This is a genomic window from Burkholderia sp. AU28863 (assembly GCF_002223195.1).
GTDB lineage: Bacteria > Pseudomonadota > Gammaproteobacteria > Burkholderiales > Burkholderiaceae > Burkholderia > Burkholderia sola.
Window position 1 is genome coordinate 352,736 of sequence record NZ_NKFE01000006.1, and the last position, 15,361, is coordinate 368,096.

Consider the following 15,361-nt stretch of genomic DNA (forward strand, 5'->3'; position numbering starts at 1 on the left):
AATACCGTTCATGAGAAAACATATACCCCTCAACCGGATAAGCCCTTGAGAAGAAATTTCTCACCTGTTCAACAGTGGGTCGAAATTTTCTACAGACGTCCACTGCATCACCCTCTCTGCTCCTACCGGATTCGATTATCTCGATAGCTTTCACCCCTCTCGCCTGAGAGGAGGAACAGAACAAAAAAACACAACCAAGGAGGAACGATTTACACATCAATCCCATTTTGCAGTCCCCGCCTCAGTTTTCATCTTGTGCGACACCTCAGGATGTTTGTATATCTCGGAAAAAGACACTCCCAGAGTTTCGCAAAGCTCCTTCACAAGCCACCTCAATGAATCATTTTGCTCGGCATTTACTATTTCGTATACTTTCGTTTCCCTGTCCATGCGACCGACGATTTCTATACCAATAGAGTCCGTATTCCCCGGATATCTATCAGGAAAAGCCTTCCCGTACTCCACTCGTGATAATTTTGCATACTTCCCTGCCATATCAGACATCTTCTTAAATTCGGATGGACTACACTTCCTTTCCATAAGACACCGAGATTTAAGCAATCCAACATGGTTGGTTCTCTTGTACACTGAAGCAGTTTGATAAATGGCTCCGCTCTTGTCTATGAGGAAGTGCGCTCCGTTCGCCCCCGTTTCCGCATAGCTATTGAACGCACTATTCGCCGTGGTTCCGTCCGTTTGGTGAACAACGATTCCATTCACTTTAGCCATCTGACTGCGTTCAATTGTCGAAAAAATCTTGACCTTGACGCGCTCGGCATCAACGTGGCCTTGTTTTGAAATAAACAGCATCGCACCTCCGACCGTTAAATAGCCTTATTAGCCTTGATGTCATAACCCATGCTCACCGCTCCACCATTACCGCCCCGGGAATTCTGAATCACATATTCCTGCCTCACGCGAGAGAAGGACAGTCGAACTTCCTCGCGCGGAACCCTCATATTGGTTCGACTAACCGGCCTGACTTGGGTGACGAGTACATCCTCCATCGTGATCGTGAGGTATTCGAGCGATGTACCGCCAGCCTTGCGCATCACCAGTACGGCGCTCCCGATATGCGTTCCCGTCAGGCAGTACTGAACCAGATTCGGCGTAGCACGGTCGATATGGTGCTCGAAGGTCAGATCGTCAACGGCACATCTGCCTGCGCCGCCGCCACTTCCCATATGCATATTGGATTGCTGACTCACTGACCAATCCCACGTCAGCACCTCGATTTCGTTCGAGTGACTGGCATCCGTCGATTCGCCCGCTATGCCTGCGAGCCTCAAGAAAATGTCCTGCGCCATTTGCTCCTCTCGATCATTAAATAGGAAATCAAACCAACCAAACAATGAAAGATGAAGCTCGATGCGTCAATCAGACAGAATCGAAAAATGAAACCCGATGTGTGACGGCACCAAGAAATTTCGTGAATTTTTAAATAGTTAAAAATTGTTTCGAATTACTTATATTTATGTCGGAAGCAGGACGTGTAATGGTTCTTCGTACCGAAACAGGCCCGTACGGCACTCCGTCTTGCCGCAGGATGGTGTTGAAGTATCGAAGAAGCATTCGGGAGTTGACGAGCCCACATAGCCGACCGCATCCACACGCGATTTGTGGGAAACCCCGTCTGTCTCACCGTGCGTCTATGCGTGGTTCTGTTCCGTCGGAGGCGGATAGCTGGGGATGCTATCCAGATCAGGAGATGAATGAAGCTCGATCGGTTGCGAGCGCATCGCCGAACCATGGCGAGAGAAGGGCGGGAAATAGTGCCGAACAACGCGCCGGCTACGCGCGATCGAATGGGGAGGAAGAAGCGGACAAAGCGGCGTGTGCCCGCTCAAACTACGTGCATCGCCCCCGCACGCTCGAACGCATGCCGCGCCTGGATCAACGTCGTGCGCGCCGCGCGCGCATCGCCCGCGACCTGCAGCAACGGACCAAGCTGCGACGGCTGCTTCAGCAGTTCGCGCAGGATCGGCAGGATCGCCGTGCTGCCGTCGTCGCGCAGGCCGGCCGTCGCCGCGCGCGGCAGCGTGCGCCACGCCGGATCGACGATCGCGCGGCACACCGCGAACGGCACGCCGCGCGCGGCCGCGAAGGCCGCCGCGATGTGCGACTCCATGTCGACGGCCAGCGCGCCCTTCGCACGATGCAGCGACGTCTTTTCCTGTTCGCTGACCACCGGCGCGCCGACCGCCGCGATCGTGCCGCGCGTGACGCGCGCCCACACCGGCGTGTCATGCAACGCGGCGACGAGCCGCGCGCTCCAGCTTGCATCGGTCTGTACGCGGCCGAACGGCCCGTCGATCGCGTCCGCGATCACGAGCGCGCCCGGCGCGAGGTCGGGCGCGAGCCCGCCCGCGGTGCCGAAGCTGACGATGCCCGCGCAACCGCGCGCGGTCGCTTCGGCCAGTGCGCGCTCGAGCCGGTCGGCCCGCGCGGCGAACACGGCCTCGACGCCGTCGCCGCGCGCGATGCGCGCCTCGAATGCCATCCCTGTGACCGCGATGACGGGCAATGCGCCGTTGTGTTGCGTCGCCGGCACGCGTTACATCCCGACCGTCACGCGCGTCGCGTTCGCGCGCTTCAGGTTGCGGTAGCGCGCGAGCGCCCACAGCGGGAAGAACTTGCGATAGCCGTGGTAGCGCAGGTAGAACACGCGCGGGAAGCCCGTCGCCGTGAAGCGCGTCTCGTCCCACAAGCCTTCTTCGTTCTGCTGCGCGACCAGGTAGTCGACGCCGCGCGCCACGGCCGGGTTGTTCACCTCGCCCGCCGCCATCAGGCCGAGCAGCGCCCAGGCCGTCTGCGACGCCGTGCTCGGCGCCTGCTCGTAACCGCGGTAGTTCAGTTTGTAGCTGTCGCCGTCCTCGCCCCAGCCGCCGTCCTTGTTCTGGATCGACAGCAGCCATTGCGCCGCGCGCTTCATGCGCGGGTCGTCCGGCGTCAGGCCGGCCGCGTTCAGCGAGCACAGGGCCGTCCACGTGCCGTACACGTAGTTCATCCCCCAGCGGCCGTACCAGCTGCCATCCGGCTCCTGTTCCTTCAGCATGTAGTCGAGCGCGCGGCGGGCCGGCTCGCTGTTCAGCGGCGTCTCGCCGAGCTGCGACAGCATCGACAGGCAGCGGCCCGACACGTCGGCCGTCGGCGGATCGAGCAGCGCGCCGTGATCGGAGAACGGGATGTTGTTCAGGTAGTACTGCGTGTTTTCCGGTTCGAACGCGCCCCAGCCGCCGTCGCTGCTCTGCATGCCGACGACCCATTCGCGCGCACGCGCCATCGATTCGCGATACGTGTCCGACTGCGTGAGCTTCTGCGCACGATCCATCGCCATCACGACCACGGCCGTATCGTCGACATCCGGGTAGTGCGCGTTCGCGTACTGGAACGCCCAGCCGCCGGGCCGCACGTTCGGGCGGCGCGAGATCCAGTCGCCGCGCACGTCGAGGATCTGCAGCGGACGCAGCCATTCGAGACCGCGCAGCACGGCTTCCTGCGCACGCGCATCGCCAGTCTCGAGCAGCGCATGCGCAACGAGCGACGTGTCCCACACGGGCGACAGGCACGGCTGGCAATACGCTTCGTCGTCGTGCACGACGAGCAGCTTGTCGAGCGCCTTGCGCGCGATCGCGCGGTTCGGATGATCTTCCGCGTAGCCGAGCACGTCGTACATCATTACCGCGTTGGCCATCGCCGGATAAATCGCGCCGAGGCCGTCCTCGCCGTTCAGGCGCTCGTCGACGAACGACACGGCCTGGCGGATCGCGCGTTCGCGCGTGTAGCTCGGGAACAGGCCGTCGACCGCGCGCAGCGCATGGTCGACCACGCGGAAGAACGCGAACCAGCCGGCGCTCTGGTGCCCCTGGCGCGGCAGCAGCCCGGCGTTGACGGGCGGGTCGATGAACAGCTCGTCGATGCGCACGCCGCGCGGGTTCTTCGCGAGCGGACGCTTCGCGTTCAGCACCAGCAGCGGCACGATCACCGTGCGCGCCCAGTACGACACCTTCGACAAGTGGAACGGGAACCACTGCGGCAGCAGCATGATCTCGACCGGCATCATCGGCACCGCGCGCCACGGAATCGCACCGTACAGCGCGAGCTGGATACGCGTGAACACGTTCGACATCTCGGCGCCGCCCATCGCGTGGATGGCGCGGCGCGCGCGCTGCATGTGCTCGGCGTTCTCGTCGTCGCCGATCACCTTCAGCGCGAAATACGCCTTCACGCTCGCGCTGATGTTCGGTGCGCCGTCGGTGAACAGCGGCCAGCCGCCGTCGGCCTGCTGGATGCGGCGCAGATACTTGCCGATCTTCTGTTCGAGCTCGAGGTTCGGCGTCTCGCCCAGATAGTGGACGAGCAGCACGTATTCGGCGGGAATCGTCGAATCGGCTTCGAGTTCGTAGACCCAGTGTCCGTCCGCTTGCTGCGCGGCCAGCAGCGCATCGGTCGCGCGCGCGACAGCCGCGTCGACGTCGGCCGGCACGGCGCCGGCGGACAAGGTAGCCATTTCGGTGAGATCGTTCATCGGTCCCTCTCTTTATTGCGTCTGGAGCACGTCCGCGGCCAACTGGCCGGAACGGATCGCGCCCTCGATCGTGGCGGGCAGGCCGGTGGCAATCCAGTCGCCCGCGAGTACAAGATTGGTCCAGCGCGTACGCACGGCCGGACGTTTCATTTCCTGCGACGGCACCGCCGCAAAGCCCGCGCGCGGCTCGACGACGAGCTGCCACGCGGGGATGGTTTCCGGGTTCGCGCCGGTCACGCGCGCGACGTCTTCCCAGATGCGCCGCGCGAGCGTGTCGCGCGGCATGTCGAGCCAGCGGCCCGCATCGCGGATCGCCGCCGCGAGCAGGCCATCGCCGGTCCGCACCGCATCGACGACGCCGTTGACGACGGTCGTCTGCAGCGGAGGGCCGGCCGGCGATTCGACCGCGAAATACGCGGTCACGACCGCGCTGAACGTGTCGGGCGCGGTGAGTTCGGGCACGAGCGGCTGCGCGACCTCGGGCGGCACGGCCAGCACGACCGCGTCGCCCGGCGCGAGATCGATGCGTTCGCCGCCGACCGACACCGCATCGACCGCATTGCCGTGCGCGCCGAATTCGAACGCGTCGAGCCGCGAATTCAGGCGGATCTGCGCGCCGCCGTATTGCAGCATCCGCAGCGCGGGTTCGACGAACGCGCTACCGAGCCCGCGGCGCGCGACGAGCGGACGGCAGCCGGGGCCGCCCGCGGCAAACGTGCCGCACAGTGCGGCGCGCGCGAGTTCGGCGCTCGCGTGGCGCGGCTCGATATTCAGCACCCCGAGGAAATACGGTCGCAGCCAGCGATCCCACAGCACGCCGTCGCATCGCATCGTCTGCGCGAGCGAGCGGCCCGTGCGGGCGAACGCGAGCGGGGCCAGCGCGAGGTAGTCGAGCGGCGTCGTGCCCGGCGCGCGCGACGCGGCATCGAACAGCCACGACGGCCAGCGGCCGTTGCCGAAACGCAGCGTCCAGCGCTGCTGCGACGCGAGGTCCATGACCGGAAATTCAGCCAGCGCGGGCCCCGCGAGCTGATCGGCCGCGCCGATCGCGCGCAGGTAGCGCTGCGTCGCGGGCTGTCCCGCGAAAACCGTGTGCAGCCCGCTGTCGAGCGTCGTGTTCAGCGTCCCGTCGAACCAGGAGCGGCAGCGACCGCCCGCGTGCGCATGCGCGTCGTGCAGCACGATGCGCCGCCCGCGACGTTGCAGCTCGACCGCGGCCGACAGGCCCGCGAGTCCTGCGCCGATCACGTGGACGGTTCTGGGCATCGCGTCGGCCGACTCAGAACAGCGCGTAGCGCGCGGCGATCATCAGCATGCGCGCCTTCGGCTTGCGCAGCGGCGCGCGCGGCGCAGCAAAGCCGCGTGCGATCGCGGCCTCGAGAATGCAGCGATACGCGCCCGACATGATGCGCGGCGCCTTCACCTGCGCACGCGGGCAGGTATCCATCACCGCGTCGGCCTGGCGAAAGTGCTCGAGCGCGCGCTCGACGAGCGTCGCGCACACGCGCGGCAGCGCCGGATCGCGCACGATCGTCGCCGGATCGGCGATCGCGATGCCTTCGCGCGCGAGCAGCTCACGCGGCAGGTAGCACCGGTTGATCGCCGCGTCGTCGTCGATGTCGCGCAGGATGTTCGTCAGTTGCAGCGCGCGGCCGAGGTGGTGCGACAGCGTGATCCCTTCGGCTTCCGGCATCCCGAAAATCCTCACCGACAGCCGGCCGGCCGCGCTCGCCACGCGATCGCAGAAGAGGTCGAGCGTCGGCTCGTCGGGCGCGCAGATGTCTTCCACCGCGTCCATCGCCATCCCGTCGATCATCGCGTGGAAATCGTCGCGCTGCAGGTCGAACGCGCGGATCTCGCGATCGAGCGCGGCGAGGTGGCGCGGCGGGCGGCCGGCGAAGCACGCGTCGATGTCCGCGCGCCAGCGATTCAGGCCCGCGGTGCGCTCGGCGCGCGGCAGGTCGCTGTCGGCGATGTCGTCGACCGCGCGGCAAAACGCGTAGACCTGGAACATCGCATCGCGCTGCACGGCCGGTAGGATGCGCATCGCCAGATAGAAGGAGCTGCCCGATGTGACGGCAGCGGCGTCGGTTTCTTGTTCGTCCACGACGGAATGGGAAACGGCCAAGACGAAGCTCCACGGAGACACCCACGCGGGGCGATTGAAGAAGCCATGCCCGGCTGGGATGGTCGGGGCGTCGAATGCGTGCGAGATATGCGAACGATCGACGCAGACAGGCACAAATTACCGGCCGGAAGCCGGAATTGGGCGAAAGTATAGCAATCTTTGAAGTTCGATGGCGGACGCGCGCCATGTCCGGCGAGGTGGCGAGCGCCACCGGCGGGCCGGTGCGGCCGGCCTTTGCGACCGGCCGCCCGAAAGCACGTCAGCCGTAGACGATGTCGCGCTGCAGATCGAGCGCGATGAGCCCCATTTCGCGCGTGAGCTGCAGCATCGAGCGGCGCTCGAGGCGCGAGCCCATGAAGCTCGTCACGCGGCCGTCGGGCTCCGCGGTGAACTGGAAAACCGCGCCGCCCGTACCGAACCACGCGCCCGGCACGTCGGGCGATTCCTGCCAGTCGATCTGCTCGAACACGCGCGCGATCCCCTCACGCACCAAGGCCCCCGGGCCGATCGGCGGCGCGATGTCGCCCAGGTCGTCGAGCGAATAGGGGCCGGGCTTGTTCGGCTTCCGGTAGAAGAGATAGTCGACGTTCATGGGGCGCAATCGCAGGCAAAGCAACAAATTAGCGCGCTTCGGCACAAATTCAAATCGGATCCGAACGAAATGTGGCCTGCGCGACACAAAGGGACGGATCGTTGCCGGTCAAGAAACGCGCCGCGCGAGCGCATCTCGATGCCGGCCGGTTCGTCTAAGATGACACCTTTCTCGAAAAAATACGGACACCATGGAGACGAACGACCCCGCCACCCCGCAGTCCGATCATCCCGTCTTCGTGCTCGTGCACGGCGCGTGGCATGGCGCGTGGTGCTATGCCCACGTGGCGGCCGCGCTGGCCGCGCGCGGCTATCTGTCGATCGCCCGCGACCTGCCCGCGCACGGCATCCATGCACGCTTTCCCGCGTCGTATCTCGCCCGGCCGCTCGACAAGGACGCGTTCGGCGCCGAGCCGTCGCCGGTCGCGAACACGACGCTCGACGACTACGCGACGCAGGTGACGCAGGCCGTCGACGACGCGTACGCGCTCGGCCGCGGCAAGGTCGTGCTGGTCGGGCACAGCATGGGCGGCCTCGCGATCACGGCGGCCGCCGAACGCGCGCCCGACAAGATCGCGAAGATCGTCTATCTCGCGGCTTTCATGCCCGCCTCGGGCGTGCCGGGCCTCGACTACGTGCGCGCGCCGGAAAACAACGGGGAGCAGCTCGGCCCGCTGATGCTCGCGAGCCCGCGCGTGGCCGGCGCGCTGCGCGTCGATCCGCACAGCGGCGACGCCGCGTATCGCGAATCGATGAAGCGCGCGCTGTACGAAGACGTGCCGCAGGCCGATTTCGACGCGGTCGCGAACCTGATGAGCTGCGACGTGCCGGCCGCGCCGTTCGCGACCGCGATCCCGACGACCGCCGCACGCTGGGGCGCGATCGACCGTCACTACATCAAGTGCCTGGCCGATCGCGTGATCCTGCCCGCGCTGCAGCAGCGCTTCATCGACGAAGCCGACGCTTTCGCGCCCGGCAACCCGACCCACGTGCACCAGCTCGACAGCAGCCACTCGCCGTTCGTGTCGCAGCCGGCCGTGCTGGCCGGCGTGCTCGCCGACATCGCGAAAAGCTGAGCCGAGCGGGCGCGGTCAGTCGGCGTACGCGACCGACCGATCGCGCCCGAGCCGCTTCGCCCGATAGAGCGCGGCATCGGCCTCGTTGACGAGCACGTCGCAGCTCGGCGCGCCGGCTTTCGCGCACGCGCCGCCGACGCTCGCCGTGACCGGCACGCTGACGCCCTCGGCATCGACCGGCATGCTGCCGATCGCCTCGCGCACCTTGTCCGCCACCCGCATCGCCTCGTCGAGATTCGTGCACGGCAGCAGCAGCGCGAATTCCTCGCCGCCGAAACGGCCGAACGTGTCCTGCGCGCGCACGATCGACGCGACGCGGCGCGCCGTCTCGCGCAGCACCGCATCGCCCGCCGCATGCCCGAAGCGGTCGTTGATCGTCTTGAAGTGGTCGAGGTCGAACAGCAGCACCGACAGGTCGCCGCCGTAGCGCTGCCAGCGCGCGAATTCGTCGCCGAGCCGCGCCTCGAAGAAGCGCCGGTTCGCGATGCCGGTCAGCCCGTCGAGATTCGCGTGCTCGCGCAGCTTCGCGACCGCTTCCTCGCGCTCTCGCTGCATCACGCTCACATGCGTGACGTCCGAGATCGTCACGCACACGGCCTCGACGTCGCGGCCGCGCGTGAGCGGCATGAACGTGCAGTCCTGCTGCATGTAGTCGACGCCGCCCGTGATCGGCCGATCGTGCTCGAAGCGGAACAGGTAGGGCCGCTGCTCCCACGAGCTGAATGCGAAGCTGCCGAGCTGGAACACGCTCTCGAGCTTGCGCGACAGCCACGCGCGCGGCAGGTCGGGAAAGCGGTCGAAGATGTTGCGGCCGATCACGTCGGCGGCCGGGATCCCGCTGTGGTCCTGCATGAAGCGATTCCACATCAGGACCGTCATCGAACGGTCGAGCACGAACAGGCCGAAGCCGACCCGCTCGATCACGAGGTCGCTCAGCGACGGGGCGGCGGCCGTCATAGCGCGGACAGCAACGCGTCGAGCGCGTCGCCCATCAGCCGGATCGAATCCTCGGCCATCAACATCACGAAATGCGCGCGGAACATGTGGTTCTCGAGCCCGAAGTTCACCTCGAGCAGCAGCGCGACGCTCCATCCCAGTTCGTTCGGCTGGAAGACGTCGTCGAACGACACGTTCGCGCCGAGCAGCCCCGGCGGAAAGAACACCGGCTTGCGGCCGAGTTCGTCGAGGATCGACGCGACGCAGGCGCCCATCAGCACGTTCGCGACGTCGAACACGAGTTCGTCCGGCGTCGCCATCCCGCCGTACACGCCGTCGCCGAACGTGCGGTCGACGACCGACATCAGCCGCGCGACGCCCGCCGTGCGGCACAGCACGATCGCCTCGCCCTTGATGTCGGAACGGAAGCCCTGGCGCACGGCGGTCACGTTGTCGTGGATACCCGTCATCTCGCGCAGCGCGTCACTCGCGTCGGCCGCCTTCACGACGCGCACGCGCGGCACCGACAGCTCGATGAAGTGCCCGAGCAGCAACGCAAGCCGCGCGGCGGCGCGGCCCATTGCAAGGTTGGCGATTTCCTGCAACGCGTCGCGTTGCTCCGCCGTGAACACCGATTCAGGCATACAACCCATACTCCTTGAGAATGGGCAGCAATGCCTCCGACGTCACGGGCTTGGCAACGAATGCGATCGCGCCCAATTCGCGCACGCGTGCTTGCGCCTGCGGCTGAATATCGGCGGATACCACGATCACGAACGTGTTCAGATCTTCGTGGCGCAGTGTTTCCAGGACTTGATATCCGCTCATGTCGGGCATCGTCAGATCCAGAAACATCACGGAAGCTTTGCCGTCACGATAGAGCGCCAAGGCCTCACGACCATTCGCTGCATATGCGATGTCGACGTCCCAATCTCCCGGCAGCGCCTTTGTCAGCAGTTTGCGAGCGAGCAGCGAATCGTCGGCAATTACAATCGGCAAAGGCATGGGGCGATGCGGTATACGGAATGGTCTCTCTCGCGTTAACGACCGCGCGGCGCATTTCTTTAGTGCCATGCGTTTCGGCGCGGGCAACCGCCTTGCGGCCGCGCACGGGCGCCGCGACGCAGGTGCGCGCGACGCACCGCGCGGCAATCGCCGGCGGGCGCATGTATCTGTCATAGGGAAAGCAAGGCGCGATTCTCGGAGTAAACCGGAGGCGATGCAACTCGCCATTTTCGCCATTTCGAACGGAATTGGTCCGATCGCGCATCATTCCGAAAATAGCTACGACCATTTTCGAGATAAGTACGCAAAATTTTTCCTTGTGTACGTTTGCGCTGCCGGATTCGTCGCGTTTTCAATCTGACGGTTTACCGCTGTCATATACGGCAGGATTGCGCCCGGACGGCGCCGCGGCGGGCCGTCGCAACTCGTTTATGATGGCAGGCACCTCTGCCTCACCCGCTTTTTTCGATGACGTCCGAACGGCCTGCCGACTCCCACACCCCCGCGCCCCCTCCAGCCGACGACTGGCAGGACGACGGCAGCTACGTGGCCGGCGCACCCGAGCACGATTTCGCGGTGCGCCGCGTGACGCTGATCGTGCTGCTCGTCGCGGCGATCGTGCTGCCGTGCATCTACGTGGTGGTAATGGCGTACAGCGACCTGAAGGCGCGCGAGGCCGCCGCGAGCGACGTGACGATGCGCACGGTGCGCGTGGCCGAGGAGCACGCGCTCAAGGTGTTCGACCTGAGCGAAACGCTCGATGCGCGCATCGTCGACCTCGTGCAGGACATGGACGACGCGACCGTGCGCGGCAGGGAATCCGACATCCACGAGGCGCTGAACACGATCGGCGGCGGCTATCCGCAAGTGGCCGCCGTGTCGATCTTCGGCGCGAGCGGGATGCTGCTCGCCAACAGCCTCTACTATCCGGCGCCGTATGCGTCGATCGCGAACCGCGACGACTTCGCCGGCATCCGCGACGGCAAGGTCATCGAACACATCTCGCGACTGATGATGGGGCCGCTCAAGCTCGAGAACATTCCCGTGTTCAACACCGGCGTCGCGCGACGCCATAGCGACGGTTCGTTCGCCGGCATGGTGTCGATCGCGCTGAAGTCGTCGTATTTCAACGCGTTCTACCGCGACCTGCTCGGCGGCGCGAGCACGCCGATGACGATGGCGCTCGCGCGCTCGGACGGCGCGGTGATCGCATCGTATCCGCCGCCGCCGTCGCTGGCGCACACCGATCGCTCGGTCACGTTCGGCAACACGCACAACGATCCACGCGCGGGCGTCGTGCGCGTGGGCCACGACAGCGCAAGCAGCGAGATCGTCGCGTATCGCCAGGTCGGCAGCTACCCCGTTTATGTGACGTGCGCCTACCGCACGTCGGCGATCTGGCATGAATGGTACGAACACCTGAGCGTGCTGTTCATCTCGATGTTCGCGCCGTCGGTCGCGCTGTGGTCCGTGATCTGGCTGTCGCTGAAGCGGCTGAAGGCGGAAGAGGAGGCATGGGACCGCTGGCAGGCCGAAGCGTCGATGCGGCGCTCGATCGAATCGGCGTACCGGCAGTCGCGCAAGATGCAGGCGCTCGGCAATCTCGTCGGCAGCGTCGCGCACGACTTCAACAACCTGCTGATGATCATCTCGAGCAACGTGCAGATCGCGCGGCGGCGCGGCGTCCAGCATCTCGACAAGGAGCTCGACGCGATCGAACGCGCGCTGAAGAACGGGCAGTCGCTCACGCGCCAGTTGCTCGGCGTCGCGCGCAAGCAGCCGCTGCACAACGAGACGATCGACATCGGGCAATGGGTCGGCACGTGCCGCGAGCTGCTGAAGACGTCGCTCGGGTCGAAGTCGTCGCTGGTCGTCGCGATCGAGCCGGGCGTCTGGCCGATCCGCGTCGACGTTGCGGAACTCGAGCTCGCGGTGATCAATCTCGCGGTCAACGCGCGCGACGCGATGGCGACCGGCGGACGCTTCACGGTCGGCGCGCGCAACGTCACGCTGCGCCGCGAGGACGGCTTCCCGCTGACCGGCGATTTCGTGCAGATCTCGCTCGACGACACGGGTTCGGGCATGGCGCCCGACGTGCTCGCACGCGCCTTCGAACCGCTGTTCACGACGAAGGCGCAGGGGATGGGCACGGGGCTCGGCCTGCCGCAGGTATTCGCGTTCTGCGAACGCTCGGGCGGCCTCGCGACGATCGACAGCGCGGTCGGCGCGGGTACGTCGGTGCGTCTGTACCTGCCGCGCGCGCGTGCCGAGGATGTCGTCGCGCGGCCCGCGGCCGCCGCACACGATGCGGGTAACGGCGCGCTCGCCGGCCTGCACGTGCTGCTCGTCGAGGACAACGGCGAAGTCGCGGCCGGCACGGAAGCGCTGCTGTCGCTGCTCGGTCATCGCGTCACCTATGCGCCCACCGCCGACGATGCATTGCGCCTGATCGAAGGCGCCGCCGCGAACGACGCGTTCGACCTCGTGATCTCGGACATCCACATGCCGGGCCGCCTGAACGGCATCGACCTCGCCGAAGCGGTCGAAAAGCGGCCGGGGAAGCTGCCCGTGATTCTCGTCACGGGTTATGCGGAGGAGCTCGACCGCACGCGCACCGTCAACGTCCGCGTGCTGTCGAAGCCGTTCGACATCGCGCTGCTCGACGAGATCCTGCTGGGCATCCGCGAAGCGCGGGACGCGCGACACGCCGGCGCGTGACCCGCGGTGTGCGGGCGGCGCCGACGCGACCGCGTGAACGGGCGCGGCGATCAGGCCGACGACGTCACGCCGATTTCAGCAGGCGCACCCAGCTCGCGTAGCGATCGACGAAGCCCTGCAGGAACTTGCGGGTGTCCTCGCTGACGATCTGCCCCTGTTCGTCGATGCGCGCCGGGTCGTGCTTGATGAACATCTCGGGCTGACCGAGAGTCTTCACGTCGAGGTACGCGAGCACGTTGCGCAGGTGCTGCTGCGCGAGCGCGGTACCCACCGCGCCCGGCGACGTGCCGAGCACCGCGCCCGGCTTGCCCGACCACGAGTTCGAACCCCACGGGCGCGAGCCCCAGTCGAGCGCATTCTTCAGCACGCCCGGAATCGACCGGTTGTACTCGGGCGTGACGAACAGCAGCGCATCGGCGGCTTCGATCGACTGCTTGAAGCGCTTCGCGACTTCCGGGAAATCCGCGTCGTAGTCCTGGCTGTACAGCGGCAGCTCGCCGATCTCGACGAACTCGAACGAAAAATCGGCGGGGGCGAGCGAGATCACGGCGTGCGCGAGCGCGCGATTCGTCGAAGCGCGACGCAGGCTGCCGACGACGACCGCAATACGATAGGACATGGCATTCTCCTTCCGGTGAGTGAGGAATCGGATCGATTGCTTCCGAATGGGCGACAAAGGTCTGTTTATAGGCAAGCCAGCCCGCGAGCCGTCCCACGGGGCCGTCCGGCCGACTTTCCACAAGGTTTTCCACAGAAATTGTGGATAACTCGACCGTTATGCTCTGACGTTACAGATTGCCCGCCGCGCGGCGTGGTCGACGCGCGACACGGGGTTCGGCAAGCATAGCGCAGCGCGGCGGCCGGTTCCGTGAATTCGTGACGGAACATTGCGTTGCAGGCGCGGACCGCGCCCAGTAAGCTGCTCGCACCGCGACGCCCGCTCCCGTGGCGCTCGCGCGATTGCCATTGCTTCGAGACACTGCAACCAGACATGCCGTCCGCACACGACGATCCCGCCTATCTCGCGCAACTGCGGCGCGACCTGCTGCGCTTCGCACGACTCCAGCTCCGCGATGCCGACGCGGCCGAAGACGCCGTGCAGGAAGCGCTGGCCGCCGCGTGGTCGCATGCCGGCGAGTTCGCGGGGCTGTCGGCCCACAAGACCTGGGTGTTCGGGATCCTGCGCAACAAGCTGATCGACGTGCTGCGCGCGCGGCAGCGGATGGTGAGCCTGACCGCGCTCGATGCGGAGCTCGACGGCGAATCCGTACTCGATCGCGAACTGTTCAAGGACAACGGGCATTGGGCCGCGCATGCGAAACCGCGACCGTGGCCGAAGCCCGAAACGCTGTTGCAGCAACAGCAATTCTGGACGCTGTTCCAGGTCTGCCTCGACCATCTGCCGGAGCAGATCGGACGCGTATTCATGATGCGCGAATTCCTCGATGTCGAGATTGTGGATATCTGCAGCGAATTGACGCTGACGACGAATCATTGCAGCGTGCTGCTGTACCGTGCGCGCACGCGCCTGCGAACCTGCCTGAGCGAAAAAGGACTGACGACCGAAGATGCTGCCGGGGAAATGTACTGACGTGACACGACTGCTGTCGGATGCGCTCGATCGGCATCTGACGCTGCACGAGCGTCTGCAGGTGCGCGTGCATCTGCCGACCTGCAGCGGATGCCGCGCCTATCGCGGACAGATCGCGCTGTTGCGGACGGCCGCGAAAGCGGCGGCGGGGCGGGAGTCGGACGATGATGAGGGACCGTCGTCGGGCGGCGACTAGGCGCCGGGATGTCGACGTATCGTTCCGCCGGCCACTAGCGCGTGCGGCCTGGCGGTCGCGTCGGCCTGGATTGCCGTTGCGTGTGCCGGGCCGGACTCGGTGGCGCTGATGCAATAAGAAAAATACGCCCGCCAAGAATTATTCGAACAGCGCGTTCACCGATTCAGGCGGGCGACCGATCGCCGCCTTGCCGCGATATACGACGATAGGGCGTTGCAGCAGGATCGGATGAGCGGCGATTGCCGCGTAGGCTTCGGCGTCGCTCAGATCCGCGCGAGCCAGATTCAACGTCTTGTACGGCTCCTCGCCGTCGCGCAGCATGTCGCGAACCGGGCGGCCGAGCTGCCGATGCAGCGTTTCCACTTCCTCGACCGTTGGCGGCGTCTTCAGGTACTCGACGACGTTCAGCGGCGCGCCGGTGGTATTCAGCGACTCGACCAACGCGAGCGTCTCGCGGGACTTCGAGCATCGGGGATTGTGGTAGATCGTGATCATCATTCAAGCCTGGATAGTGGAGCCCTGTATTGTAGCTAGTCTGCATTGACGGGCTCGGTGGGGCAGTTCAACCGAGATCGAGTGGTTTTCCTTTCGA

The 15,361-nt window shown here is 65.6% G+C and carries 16 protein-coding genes; 4 read left to right on the top strand and 12 right to left on the bottom strand.

Annotated elements, in window-relative coordinates; all coding sequences use genetic code 11:
• Window positions 1-216: 216 nt before the first annotated feature.
• The 7 genes from CFB81_RS28225 to CFB81_RS28260 all read right to left on the bottom strand — a co-directional run bounded on the left by CFB81_RS28225 (window position 217) and on the right by CFB81_RS28260 (window position 7,248).
• Window positions 217-810, bottom strand: coding sequence for a peptidoglycan recognition family protein (locus CFB81_RS28225; RefSeq protein ID WP_084044361.1), 594 nt, complete (start codon window positions 808-810; stop codon window positions 217-219).
• Between the two features lie 14 nt (window positions 811-824).
• Window positions 825-1,307 carry a type VI secretion system tube protein Hcp gene (locus CFB81_RS28230; protein WP_089437336.1) on the bottom strand — a complete coding sequence of 161 codons (483 nt, stop codon included), beginning with the start codon at window positions 1,305-1,307 and terminating at the stop codon, window positions 825-827.
• A gap of 536 nt (window positions 1,308-1,843) precedes the next feature.
• Window positions 1,844-2,551 (bottom strand): phosphorylase, encoded by a 708-nt coding sequence (locus CFB81_RS28235; RefSeq protein ID WP_089437337.1) that lies wholly within the window; start codon window positions 2,549-2,551, stop codon window positions 1,844-1,846.
• A 3-nt stretch (window positions 2,552-2,554) separates the two neighbouring features.
• Complete coding sequence (gene shc / locus CFB81_RS28240) at window positions 2,555-4,528, bottom strand: squalene--hopene cyclase (RefSeq protein ID WP_069619678.1); 1,974 nt, start codon at window positions 4,526-4,528, stop codon at window positions 2,555-2,557.
• A 12-nt stretch (window positions 4,529-4,540) separates the two neighbouring features.
• Complete coding sequence (hpnE, locus tag CFB81_RS28245; protein ID WP_089437338.1) at window positions 4,541-5,794, bottom strand: hydroxysqualene dehydroxylase HpnE; 1,254 nt, start codon at window positions 5,792-5,794, stop codon at window positions 4,541-4,543.
• Window positions 5,795-5,807: 13 nt separating this feature from the next.
• A complete protein-coding gene (gene hpnD / locus CFB81_RS28250; RefSeq protein ID WP_069619676.1) occupies window positions 5,808-6,656 on the bottom strand; it encodes a presqualene diphosphate synthase HpnD in 849 nt (282 codons plus the stop codon).
• A gap of 259 nt (window positions 6,657-6,915) precedes the next feature.
• The gene (locus CFB81_RS28260) at window positions 6,916-7,248 is read right to left on the bottom strand and encodes a hypothetical protein (RefSeq protein ID WP_069619675.1); all 333 of its coding nucleotides are present in this window, start codon (window positions 7,246-7,248) and stop codon (window positions 6,916-6,918) included.
• 190 nt (window positions 7,249-7,438) lie between these two features.
• Between CFB81_RS28260 and CFB81_RS28265 the strand changes: the two genes are divergently transcribed.
• On the top strand, window positions 7,439-8,323 hold the full coding sequence (locus tag CFB81_RS28265) for an alpha/beta fold hydrolase (protein WP_089437339.1): 885 nt from the start codon (window positions 7,439-7,441) through the stop codon (window positions 8,321-8,323).
• Window positions 8,324-8,338: 15 nt separating this feature from the next.
• Here the strand turns inward: CFB81_RS28265 and CFB81_RS28270 are convergent, their stop codons facing one another.
• From CFB81_RS28270 to CFB81_RS28280, 3 genes are read right to left on the bottom strand one after another with little or no spacing between them, the layout of a single operon-like run.
• A complete protein-coding gene (locus CFB81_RS28270; protein WP_069619673.1) occupies window positions 8,339-9,280 on the bottom strand; it encodes a GGDEF domain-containing protein in 942 nt (313 codons plus the stop codon).
• On the bottom strand, window positions 9,277-9,903 hold the full coding sequence (locus tag CFB81_RS28275) for a chemotaxis protein CheC (protein ID WP_050013469.1): 627 nt from the start codon (window positions 9,901-9,903) through the stop codon (window positions 9,277-9,279). Before CFB81_RS28275 ends, CFB81_RS28270 begins: the two co-directional genes overlap by 4 nt.
• Window positions 9,896-10,264 carry a response regulator gene (locus CFB81_RS28280; protein WP_050013470.1) on the bottom strand — a complete coding sequence of 123 codons (369 nt, stop codon included), beginning with the start codon at window positions 10,262-10,264 and terminating at the stop codon, window positions 9,896-9,898. Before CFB81_RS28280 ends, CFB81_RS28275 begins: the two co-directional genes overlap by 8 nt.
• Window positions 10,265-10,732: 468 nt before the next feature.
• Between CFB81_RS28280 and CFB81_RS28285 the strand changes: the two genes are divergently transcribed.
• Complete coding sequence (locus CFB81_RS28285; RefSeq protein WP_089437340.1) at window positions 10,733-12,982, top strand: hybrid sensor histidine kinase/response regulator; 2,250 nt, start codon at window positions 10,733-10,735, stop codon at window positions 12,980-12,982.
• A gap of 64 nt (window positions 12,983-13,046) precedes the next feature.
• Here the strand turns inward: CFB81_RS28285 and CFB81_RS28290 are convergent, their stop codons facing one another.
• Window positions 13,047-13,601, bottom strand: coding sequence for an NADPH-dependent FMN reductase (locus tag CFB81_RS28290; RefSeq protein ID WP_069619671.1), 555 nt, complete (start codon window positions 13,599-13,601; stop codon window positions 13,047-13,049).
• A gap of 372 nt (window positions 13,602-13,973) precedes the next feature.
• On the opposite strand from CFB81_RS28290, the gene CFB81_RS28295 reads away from it, so the two are divergent.
• Both CFB81_RS28295 and CFB81_RS28300 read left to right on the top strand, forming a co-directional pair.
• A complete protein-coding gene (locus CFB81_RS28295) occupies window positions 13,974-14,573 on the top strand; it encodes an RNA polymerase factor sigma-70 (protein ID WP_050013473.1) in 600 nt (199 codons plus the stop codon).
• A complete protein-coding gene (locus CFB81_RS28300; protein ID WP_069619670.1) occupies window positions 14,551-14,769 on the top strand; it encodes a zf-HC2 domain-containing protein in 219 nt (72 codons plus the stop codon). Before CFB81_RS28295 ends, CFB81_RS28300 begins: the two co-directional genes overlap by 23 nt.
• A 138-nt stretch (window positions 14,770-14,907) precedes the next feature.
• Here the strand turns inward: CFB81_RS28300 and arsC are convergent, their stop codons facing one another.
• Window positions 14,908-15,264 carry an arsenate reductase (glutaredoxin) gene (gene arsC / locus CFB81_RS28305; RefSeq protein ID WP_089437526.1) on the bottom strand — a complete coding sequence of 119 codons (357 nt, stop codon included), beginning with the start codon at window positions 15,262-15,264 and terminating at the stop codon, window positions 14,908-14,910.
• Between the last annotated feature and the right edge of the window lie 97 nt (window positions 15,265-15,361).